Below are 9,649 nucleotides of genomic sequence, written 5' to 3' on the forward strand. Positions count from 1 at the left end.
GTGCGTGGGTCTCGCTCGGAGACAAACGCACTCCCGCACTTCCGCACTCACGCACTAAACACAGGGACGCATGATTTCGATGAGATGGCGGATCAGGACGGCCGGTCGAGAACGGCGCGCGCGCGCTGCAGGTCTTCCCACACGGCGCGCACCCACCCCGCGTTGCGCAGCAGCGCGGCCGGATGGTACGTCGGCACCACCGGGATGCCGCGGTACTGGTGCAGCTTTCCCCGCAGCCTGCCGATGGAGAGGTCGGTGCCCAGCAGCGTCTGCGCGGCGAAGGTGCCGAAGGCCACGATCACGCGCGGCGCCACCAGCTCCACCTGCTTCAGCAGATACGGGCTGCACGCCTCCACCTCGTCCGGAAGCGGGTTCCGGTTTCCCGGCGGGCGGCACTTCAGCGTATTGCAGATGTAGACGGCCTCGCGCTCGAACCCGGCGGTCATCAGCAGCAGGTCGAGGAGCTTCCCGGCCTTCCCCACGAAGGGGCGGCCCTGGCGGTCCTCGTTCTCCCCCGGCGCCTCGCCCACGGCCATCAGCTGCGCCGTCTCGCTCCCCTCGCCGAAGACCACGCGGGTGCGCGTCTCCGCCAGCCGGCAGCGCGGGCACCCCAGCGACACCTCGCGCACCGCGCCCAGCACCGGCAGCGCCGCGATCTCCTCCGCCGACACGCCGCGGGACGGGGCGTCGCGCGCGGGGCGCATCGGCGTCTCGCCCGGCGGCTGCGCGCCCGCGCGGACGTGCACCTGCGCATCGGCCGGGCGCGGGTCGCGAGGAGGGATGGCCGCGGGGGCATCGGGACGGGCGCCGGGCCGGGCCGCGGCGGGCACTCCCCCGCCCGTCCCCCGTCCCCCGTCCCCGGCACCAGTCCGCAGCATCTCCCGCAGCTCGCCGGCGGAGTGGCGGTCCAGCACCAGCTCGTCGTCTCCCAGCTCCGCGCGCTGGCGCAGGTAGCTGCGAAGGAGGTCGCGGGCGTCGCTCACCGCGCGCGCTTCGCCTGGAGGATGGCCTCCACGCGGTCCAGGATGCGGTCGGCCACCTCGCCCTTGCTCATCAGCGGCAGCGACTCGTCGTCGCGTCCCGGCTCGAGGAACGTCACGCGGTTCGTCACCACCTCGAAGCCGGCGCCGGGCTCGCGGGCGTCGTTGACGACGAGAAGATCCAACCCCTTCCTCTCCAGCTTGCGGCGGCCGTTCGCCACCACGTCCTGCGTCTCCAGCGCGAAGCCGACGACCACGGCACCGGCGGGGCGCAGATCGCGTGTTTCCCGCAGCACGTCCGGCGTCCGCTCCAGCTCGATCACCGGAACGCCGCCGCTCTCCTTCTTGATCTTCTCCCCCGCGGGATCGGAGGGGCGGAAGTCGGCGACGGCCGCAGCCATCACCAGCGCATCGGCGTTCGGGAGATGGGCCGCCACGGCGCCCCGCATCTCCTCCGCCGTCTCCACCCGGGTCACCACGGGGCCCACGGGAGCAAGGAGATGGGAAGGCCCGGAGACGAGATGGACGTCCGCGCCGCGCCGCCACGCCGCGGCGGCGATCTCGTACCCCATCCGCCCCGACGAGCGGTTGCCGACGTAGCGCACGGGGTCGATGGGCTCGCGCGTGGGCCCGGCGGTGACGACGATCCGCACACCGTCGAGCGACGGGGATTCGAGCGCGCGGCCTGCGTGCGCCAGGATCTCGTCGGGCTCCAGCATCCGCCCCGGTCCCTCGCCCTCGCCCCATGCCAGCGGGCCCGTGGCCGGGCCGGCGAGCGTGTAGCCGATCTCCCGCAGCCGCAGCAGGTTGTCCTGCGTGGCGCGGTGGGCGTACATGCGGTCGTTCATGGCCGGGCAGAGCACCACGGGCGCCGGCGTGGCGAGGAGAATGGCGGTCAAGAGATCGTCCGCCATCCCGTGCGCCCCGCGCGCCAGGAAGTTGGCCGTCGCCGGCGCGACCAGCACGAGATCGGCCTCGCGCGCCAGGCGGATGTGGAGATTGGGATCGCCGTCGGGATAGAGCGAGGTGTGCGCGGCGCGGCCGGTGAGCGCCTCGAAGGTGAGCGGCCGCACGAACTCGCGCGCGCCCGCCGTGAGCACCACGTCCACGGCGGCGCCGGCCAGCGCCAGGTCGCGCGCCAGCTGGACCGCCTTGTACGCCGCGATCCCTCCCGTCACCCCCAGCAGCACGCGGCGCCCCGCGAAGGGACGCCGCGGCTCGCGCCGGCCGGCCACCGGCGCCTTACAGCGAGTCGGGGCGGCGGCGCTTGACCAGCCGGTGCTCGGTGGTCCCGGCGCGCACCTGCTCCAGCGCCACGGTGGTGAGCTTCTCGCGCGGCTCGGCGCCGCTCACGGTGGGGTCCTCCATCAGCTCGCCGCGGCGAAGCTCGTTCAGGTGGCGGGCCATCTTGGCCGCCACCAGCACGCCCAGGTACTTGCTGCCGGTGTGTCGGGCCGCCTGGCCCGGAGTCACAACCCTCATCGCATTCCTCCCTGTCGTAGACGTTCCACGGGCCCGTCCGGGCCCAGCTCACGCTCGATCTCCGCGCACAGCCGGTCGATCCGGCCGGCCAGCCCCGCGGCCACACGCGGCGGCCCCGCGCGTCCGCGCAGCACCGCCTCCAGCTCCGTCACCGCCGTTTCCAGCCGGTCGTTCACCACCACGTAGTCGAACTCGGGCGCGGCGCGCAGCTCGTCTTCCGCATTCCGCAGCCGGCGCTCCAGCACGTCGGCGCTCTCCGTCCCCCGCCCGGAAAGCCGCTTCACCAGCGCGGCGCCGGTGGGCGGGAGGACGAACACGTGCACCGCCTCGGGAAGCGCCGCGCGGATCTGCCGCGCGCCCTGCACGTCGATGTCGAGCAGCAGGTGCTGCCCCCGCGCCTGCGCCCGGCGCACGTTGCCCAGCGGGGTGCCGTAGAAGTTGCCGTGCACCGGCGCCCACTCGATCAGCTCGCCCGCGTCGCGCATGCGCAGGAACTCGTCGCGGCCCACGAAGTGGTACTCGCGCCCGTCGCGCTCTCCCGGCCGCGGCGCCCGCGTGGTCGCGGAGATGGAGAACTCGACGTCGGGGTTCCGCTTCCTCAGCAGCCGCGCCAGCGTGCTCTTCCCCGCCCCGCTGGGCGCCGAGACGACGAGCGGGAAGGGGGCCTCCGCGCCGGTCACTCCACGTTCTCCACCTGCTCGCGGAGGCGCTCCACCTCTTCCTTGATGGCCACCACGCGGTGCGCGATCCCCGCGTGGTTGGCCTTGGAGCCGATGGTGTTGGCCTCGCGGTGCATCTCCTGCACGAGAAAGCCCAGCCGCTTCCCCACGGGCTCGGCACTGTCGGCGTCCAGCAGCTCGCGGAAGGCGGCGTTGTGGGCGCGGAAGCGCACCAGCTCCTCGTTGATGTCCAGCCGCTCGGCGGTGTACACCAGCTCCTGCGCCAGCCGCGCCTCGTCCACCGCCACGCCGCCGGCCAGCTCGTGGATGGCGGCGCGCAGCCGGTCGCGCTCGGCCGCCAGCCGCTCGGGCGCCAGCGCGGCGATCTGGTCCAGCCCGGCCTCCATCGCGGCCACGCGGCCCTCCAGGTCGTCGTGCAGCCGGCGACCCTCGCCCTCGCGCATGCGGACGTTGGCCTGCGCCGCCTCGTCCACGGCGGCGCGCAGGTCGTCGGACTCCACCTCGAAGTCCTCGCCCTCGTCGCGGACGAACACGTCGGGGAAGCGCGCCAGCGTGTGCAGGTCGGGGGTGCCGGAGACGCCGAAGCGGTCGGAAAGCTGGTGGAGGAGCGCCAGGTACGACTGCACGCGCTCCTCGTCCAGCTTCAGGCCGCGCGGCTGTCCGGCGGGCGTTTCCAGCCGCACGCTGGCGTTCACGTGCCCGCGCGAGATCCGCTGCCGCAGCCACTCGCGGATCTCCGTCTCCCAGCGCGCCAGCGACTGCGGGAGGCGGAGGTTGGCGTTGAAGTGGCGATGGTTTACGGTGCGGACCTCGACCAGGAGGGTGCCGGCCGGCGTGTCCCTGCGCGCCTCGCCGAACCCCGTCATGCTCCGGATCAAATCCCCTCCCCTGGAATCCCGAACGGTAACGCAGCGCACGGCCACGGTCAACGTCTTGACACCCGCGCCAAGCGTTTGCGAGGCCGCATCTTCCGGCCATCGAGGACGATGCGGGCGCGGCGAGATCAGCGTCCCGGCGACATCTCCCGCGTCGCCTCCCCCGCGACCTCATCATCCCCACTCATCACGCTCCCGGCGACGGAGCGATCCCGCCGCGCCCGCGCCGCCCTCTCCCCGCGCCTGAGAGCGCTCGCCCTCTCCCGTTCCGGGGCCCGTTCCGGGCGAGGGGGCTGTCCGGCACCGGCGCACCCTGCAACTTCCTCGCGCGGATGCTTCGGTGTGGCGGTGATGCCGGCCGAGCTACCTCTCCCGGTACGGGAGAGGTGGACGGCCTGAGCCGGCCGGAGAGGGCGCGATGCGTCGGACGCACTCCGAAGGCTGGCACTCAGCACTCAGCACTCAGCACTCAGCACTCAGCACTCAGCACTTTCGTCAGTTCCGGAAGAACCACCGCACGCCGTACAGCGCCCGCCCGCCGGGGATCTGCGTGTTCGCGACGTCGTACGGGCCGCGGCGGTTGAAGGCGTTTTCGTAGCGCCAGAAGATGCGGATGTCGATGATCCGGATCTGCACGAACCAGTTGAAGAGCGCGTAGCGCGCCACCGGCTCGTTCTGCAGCGTGGCCGGGTTGTAGGCGATCGCCTCGTCGCGGCCCACCACCTCGAAGCGGAGGGTGGGCTCCAGGTTTCCCTGCTTGTACACGCCGTTGAACTGCACCGACGCGCGCCCCAGCTGCGACGGGAGGTACGGCCGGTCCGGCGTGTTCAGCCAGCGCTGGTACCAGCCGTTCAGCGTCAGCTGGCGGAAGTACAGGGGGATGGAGCCGTACGCCTCCACGCCGGTGACGTTCAGCCCCGGCTGCACCGGCGCCGCGCGGTCGAAGGCGAAGCCGTACGGCGCGGCCTGGTCCAGGTTGTGGGTGACCACCGCCGCGCCCAGGTGGAAGAGCCCGCGGTTGAACTCGGCCCCGGCGCGCAGCCCGTCCACCGAGCTGTCCAGCGTGCGGATCACCTGCACCTGCACGGTGTCGAGCGCGGGCACCCCCGTCCCCCCGATCCCGCCGATCGTCTTCAGCACCACCGAGTCGCCCGCCAGGTAGCGCACGCCGCGGTTCCCCGTGGCCAGCTGGCCGAACAGCGAGAAGCCGCCCCACGGCCCCGCGCGCAGGCTCCCCGTCGCCTCCAGCCCGGTGACGCCGCCGATGGTCAGCTGGCGCACCTCGCCGGTCGCCGCCAGCCAGGGCGCGGGGTCGAAGTCCAGCCGCCCCCACACCTCCGTCTGGTTCGGCGCCCAGCCGTCTTCCTCGCCGCGGTGCAGGCGCGCGCCGGCGGCCAGCATCCCGAAGCTGAGGGGGACGGTGGCGCGGAAGTCGGCCTGCACGCTGCGCACGCGCTCGGAAAGCGTGTCCGCGCCGGCGGGGCGCTGCAGGCTGCGCCCCGCCATCGCCTCGAGGTTCGCGCCCAGGATGCGCCCGCGGCCGCGGAGAATGAGCTCGCTCCGGTCCAGGCTCTCCAGCTCCACGCTGCTGGTCAGGCGGCTCTCGCTGTTCAGCTTGGTGGTCCGCAGCTCGGCCTGCAGCCCCCAGTCGGGGGTGAAGGCGTAGCTCAGCCGCTCCACCGTGTGCGTCTCGCTGAACGGCTGGCGGCGCAGCGACCCGCTGGACTGGTCCAGGTCCAGCCCCACCTCGGCCACCATGTGCCTGCCGATCGGGCGGGTGAAGAGCGCGCGCAGAGCCCGCGTCCCCAGGTCGCCGTCCATCCCCTCGATCTGCGCGAAGGGGCGGATGTCGGCCAGGCGCAGCGAGGTGATGTCGACGCGGATCTCCTCCAGCCCCCGCTGGACGCGGACGGACTGCAGGTTCACGATGGGGATGCGCTGCAGGTCCGGCGTGGCCCCGGTGAGCGGCCGCAGCTCGTAGCCGTCCAGGAAGATGCGGAAGCGCCCGCCGCCCGAGGCGAAGGGGGATACGCCCATCGGCCGCCCGAAGCCGCCGGTGCGCGTGATCACCAGCCCGGGGATGCGGTCCAGCAGGTCGGCCAGCGAGAGGCCGTGGAAGTACTGCAGCTGCTCGGGGCCGAAGACGTAGGTCGCGTCCGAGAACCCGTGCGCCGGCGGCAGCGGGTGCGCGGGGAAGCTGGGAGCGGCGACGGTCGAGTCCGGAACCGTGGTGGTGTCCGTCTTCGCGCCGGGGATGGTGTCGCCGCGCACCGCCTCGCCGGGAATGGCCACCTGCACCGAGTCGCGCCGCTGCCCGGGAATCGTGTCGCGCGCGGCGGGCGGAGGCACGGGCGGAGCCGGCGCGGGCGCGGGAGCCGGCGCGGGGGGGCGCGTGGACGGGCGCTGCGGCACGGTGTCGCGCACCTGCGCATGGGCGTGCGCGGGCGCCGCGCCGAGCCCCGGGGCCAGCGCGGCGGCGAAGAGGGCGGGCCGGAGGACGCGCCTCATCCGGCGCGCGACAGCACCCATTCCACGAACAGCCGGGTGGGGGCGCCGGTGGAGCCCTTGGAGAGGTACGCCAGCTTCCCGTCCCCATACGCCGTGCCCGCCACGTCCAGGTGCACCCACGGCGTGTCGCCCACGAACTCGCGCAGGAACCAGGCGGCGGTGATGGTGCCCGCCGGACGGCCGCCGCTGTTCTTGATGTCGGCGTAGTCGCTCTTGATCTGGTCGCGGTACTCGTCGAACATCGGCAGCGGCCAGCAGCGCTCGCCGGTGCGGTCGCCCGCCCGCTTCACCTCGTCCAGCAGCGCCTCGTCGTTCCCCATGATCCCCGAGGCCTGGTGGCCCAGCGCGATCACGCAGGCGCCGGTCAGCGTGGCCGCGTCGAGCATGGCCACCGGGTCGAAGCGCTTGGCGTAGTGCAGCGCGTCGGCCAGGATCAGCCGCCCCTCGGCGTCGGTGTTCACCACCTCGATGGTCTTCCCCGACGCGGCGCGGAAGATGTCGCCCGGCTTCATCGCCTTGCCACCCAGCAGGTTCTCGGACGAGGGGACGATGCCGACGACGTTCGCCTTCACGCCCAGCTCGCCGATCGCGTGCATGGCGCCGAGAACGGCCGCGCCGCCGCACATGTCGAACTTCATCTCCTCCATCCCCGCCGCCGGCTTGATGGAGATGCCGCCCGCGTCGAAGGTCAGCCCCTTCCCCACCAGGACCAGCGGGCGATCCCCGTCCGCGCCCCCGCGGTGCTCGAGGACGATGAGCCGCGGCTCCTCGTCCGTCCCCCGGGCGACGGCCAGCAGGGCGCCCATCCCTTCGGCCTCCATCTCCCTGGGCCCCAGGACGGTCAGCTTCATCCCGAAGCGGGTGGAGATGTCGCCCGCCACCTCGGCCAGGCGCGTGGGCGTGACCACGTTGCCGGGAAGGTTCCCCAGGTTGCGCGCGAAGTTCTCGGCCGACGCGACGACGGAGCCGACGCGCGCCCCTTCCGCCACCGCCGCCTCGTCCGCCTCGGCGGGGACGGCGATCGCGAGGTCCGCCAGCTCGACCGGCGCCGGCGCGTCGTCCGCGCGGGACTTCAGCTCGGTGAAGGAGTAGGAGCCGAGCACCACGCCCTCCGTTACCGCGCGCGCCGCATCCCCCGAGTCGACGGACGAAGCGGGGAGGGCGAAGGTGACGCTCGCCGCGCGGGCCCTGGCCGCCTGCCGGGCCGCGGTGCCGCCGGCCCTGCGCAGCTTCTCGGGGGTGAGCGAGTCGGGCTTGCCCAGGCCGATTACCAGCACACGCTGGGCGGCGACGGAGCCGCCGGCGGGGTAGAGGGTGACGGACTCGCCCTCCTTGCCGCGCAGGTCGCCGCGCTCGCGCACGGCGGCGATCAGCCCGCCGAGCGCCAGGTCCAGCGCCTGCACGGCGGGGTCGGCGCCGTTCCCCTCGAAGACGGGAACGGCCAGCAGCGGCGTCTCCAGCGAGGCCAGCTCGCCGCGGAGGACGGAAACGTTCATCTCGACGGAATCCGGTTCGATTTGATTGTTTAATGCCAAAGTGCCTAGTGCCTAGTGCCTAGTGCCTAGTGCCTGGAGGATGCAGCACCAGCTCATCGCCCGACGCAAAGGCCACTTGGCACTTGGCACTTGGCACTTGGCACTTGGCACTTGGCACTTGGCACTTGGCACTTGGCACTCGGCACTCGGCACTTTTTCCTACATGTGCTGCACGATCCTCCGCCCGAACTCCGAGCACGACACCTTGGTCGCGCCCTCCATCAGCCGCTCGAAGTCGTACGTCACGGTCTTGGCGGCGATGGCGCCCTCGAGCCCCTTCACGATCAGGTCGGCGGCCTCGGTCCACCCCATGTAGCGCAGCATCATCTCGCCCGAGAGGATGACGGAGCCGGGGTTCACCTGGTCCTTCCCCGCGTACTTGGGCGCGGTGCCGTGCGTGGCCTCGAAGATGGCGTGGCCGGTCACGTAGTTGATGTTCGCGCCGGGGGCGATGCCGATCCCGCCCACCTGCGCGGCCAGCGCGTCGGAAACGTAGTCGCCGTTCAGGTTCAGCGTGGCGATCACGTCGTAGTCCTTCGCCCGCGTCAGGATCTGCTGCAGGAAGGCGTCGGCGATGGCATCCTTGATGATGAGCTTGCCGGCGCCCTCGGCCTCCTTCTGCGCCGCGTTGGCGGCATCCTCGCCCCGGTCGTCCTTGATGCGGTCGTACTCGGCCCAGGTGAAGGTGCGGCCGCCGAACTCGCGCTCGGCCAGCTCGTATCCCCAGTTCTTGAAGGCGCCCTCGGTGAACTTCATGATGTTCCCCTTGTGCACCAGCGTCACCGAGCGGCGGCCGTGCGCCAGCGCGTACTCGATGGCCGCGCGCACCAGCCGGTCGGTGCCCTCCTGCGACACCGGCTTGATCCCGAAGCCGGAAGTCTCGGGAAAGCGCACCTTCCTGAAGCGATCGGGGAAGGCTTCCTTGAAGGCGGCGGCGAACTTCTTCGCGTCCTCGGTCCCCGCCTCGAACTCGATCCCGGCGTAGATGTCTTCCGTGTTCTCGCGGAAGATGACCATGTCCACGTCGCCCGGCTTCTTCACCGGGCTGGGCACGCCCTCGAACCAGCGGACGGGGCGGACGCAGGCGTACAGGTCCAGGATCTGGCGCAGCGCCACGTTCAGCGAGCGGATGCCGCCGCCGACCGGCGTGGTGAGCGGGCCCTTGATCCCCACCAGGTACTCGCGGAAGGCGTCCAGGGTTGCATCGGGAAGCCAGCTGCCGGTCTGCTGGAAGCTCTTCTCCCCGGCCAGCACCTCCATCCAGTGGATCTTCCGCCTGCCGCCGTACGCCTTCTCCACCGCCGCGTCGAACACCGGCTGCGAGGCGTTCCAGATGTCGGGGCCGGTGCCGTCGCCCTCGATGAAGGGAAGGATGGGCTGATCGGGAACGTGCAGCTTGCCGCCGCGGATCTCCACGCGCTCGCCGCCCGCCGGGGCGGTGGGGGTCCAGTCGCTCATAGTGCTGATTCCGGTGAAAGGATCGGGTCTGGTCGTTAGAAGTGCGTGAGTGCGGAAGTGCGTGAGTGCGTTGGGCCGGCGCGGGAGCCGCCGCCCGCGCGAGCCCGGCGCGCTTCCGCACTCACGCACTT

At 72.3% G+C, this 9,649-nt stretch carries 8 protein-coding genes; all 8 read right to left on the reverse strand.

Annotated elements, in window-relative coordinates:
• Positions 1 to 92: 92 nt before the first annotated feature.
• Entirely contained in the window at positions 93 to 983 is an 891-nt protein-coding gene (locus tag VLK66_RS21005; protein WP_325311440.1) for a uracil-DNA glycosylase, read from the reverse strand.
• Complete coding sequence (gene coaBC / locus VLK66_RS21010) at positions 980 to 2,215, reverse strand: bifunctional phosphopantothenoylcysteine decarboxylase/phosphopantothenate--cysteine ligase CoaBC (protein WP_325311441.1); 1,236 nt, start codon at positions 2,213 to 2,215, stop codon at positions 980 to 982. The genes VLK66_RS21005 and coaBC overlap by 4 nt, the downstream gene beginning before the upstream one ends.
• A gap of 7 nt (positions 2,216 to 2,222) precedes the next feature.
• On the reverse strand, positions 2,223 to 2,462 hold the full coding sequence (gene rpoZ / locus VLK66_RS21015; RefSeq protein WP_325311442.1) for a DNA-directed RNA polymerase subunit omega: 240 nt from the start codon (positions 2,460 to 2,462) through the stop codon (positions 2,223 to 2,225).
• On the reverse strand, positions 2,459 to 3,142 hold the full coding sequence (gmk, locus tag VLK66_RS21020) for a guanylate kinase (protein WP_325311443.1): 684 nt from the start codon (positions 3,140 to 3,142) through the stop codon (positions 2,459 to 2,461). Before gmk ends, rpoZ begins: the two co-directional genes overlap by 4 nt.
• Positions 3,139 to 4,008 (reverse strand): YicC/YloC family endoribonuclease, encoded by an 870-nt coding sequence (locus tag VLK66_RS21025; protein ID WP_325311444.1) that lies wholly within the window; start codon positions 4,006 to 4,008, stop codon positions 3,139 to 3,141. The genes gmk and VLK66_RS21025 overlap by 4 nt, the downstream gene beginning before the upstream one ends.
• A 504-nt stretch (positions 4,009 to 4,512) precedes the next feature.
• The gene (locus tag VLK66_RS21030; protein ID WP_325311445.1) at positions 4,513 to 6,525 is read right to left on the reverse strand and encodes a Plug domain-containing protein; all 2,013 of its coding nucleotides are present in this window, start codon (positions 6,523 to 6,525) and stop codon (positions 4,513 to 4,515) included.
• Positions 6,522 to 8,021, reverse strand: a complete 1,500-nt coding sequence (locus tag VLK66_RS21035) for a leucyl aminopeptidase (RefSeq protein WP_325311446.1) — start codon at positions 8,019 to 8,021, stop codon at positions 6,522 to 6,524. The genes VLK66_RS21030 and VLK66_RS21035 overlap by 4 nt, the downstream gene beginning before the upstream one ends.
• A gap of 198 nt (positions 8,022 to 8,219) precedes the next feature.
• Complete coding sequence (icd, locus tag VLK66_RS21040) at positions 8,220 to 9,518, reverse strand: NADP-dependent isocitrate dehydrogenase (RefSeq protein ID WP_325311447.1); 1,299 nt, start codon at positions 9,516 to 9,518, stop codon at positions 8,220 to 8,222.
• Between the last annotated feature and the right edge of the window lie 131 nt (positions 9,519 to 9,649).

It is taken from the genome of Longimicrobium sp. (assembly GCF_035474595.1).
GTDB lineage: Bacteria > Gemmatimonadota > Gemmatimonadetes > Longimicrobiales > Longimicrobiaceae > Longimicrobium.

Coding starts and splice junctions, on each gene's coding strand:
- VLK66_RS21025 (WP_325311444.1), bottom strand. CDS start 4,008: ATGACGGGGTTCGGCGAGGCGCGCAGGGACACGCCGGCCGGCACCCTC.
- icd (WP_325311447.1), bottom strand. CDS start 9,518: ATGAGCGACTGGACCCCCACCGCCCCGGCGGGCGGCGAGCGCGTGGAG.
- VLK66_RS21030 (WP_325311445.1), bottom strand. CDS start 6,525: ATGAGGCGCGTCCTCCGGCCCGCCCTCTTCGCCGCCGCGCTGGCCCCG.
- VLK66_RS21035 (WP_325311446.1), bottom strand. CDS start 8,021: ATGAACGTTTCCGTCCTCCGCGGCGAGCTGGCCTCGCTGGAGACGCCG.
- rpoZ (WP_325311442.1), bottom strand. CDS start 2,462: ATGAGGGTTGTGACTCCGGGCCAGGCGGCCCGACACACCGGCAGCAAG.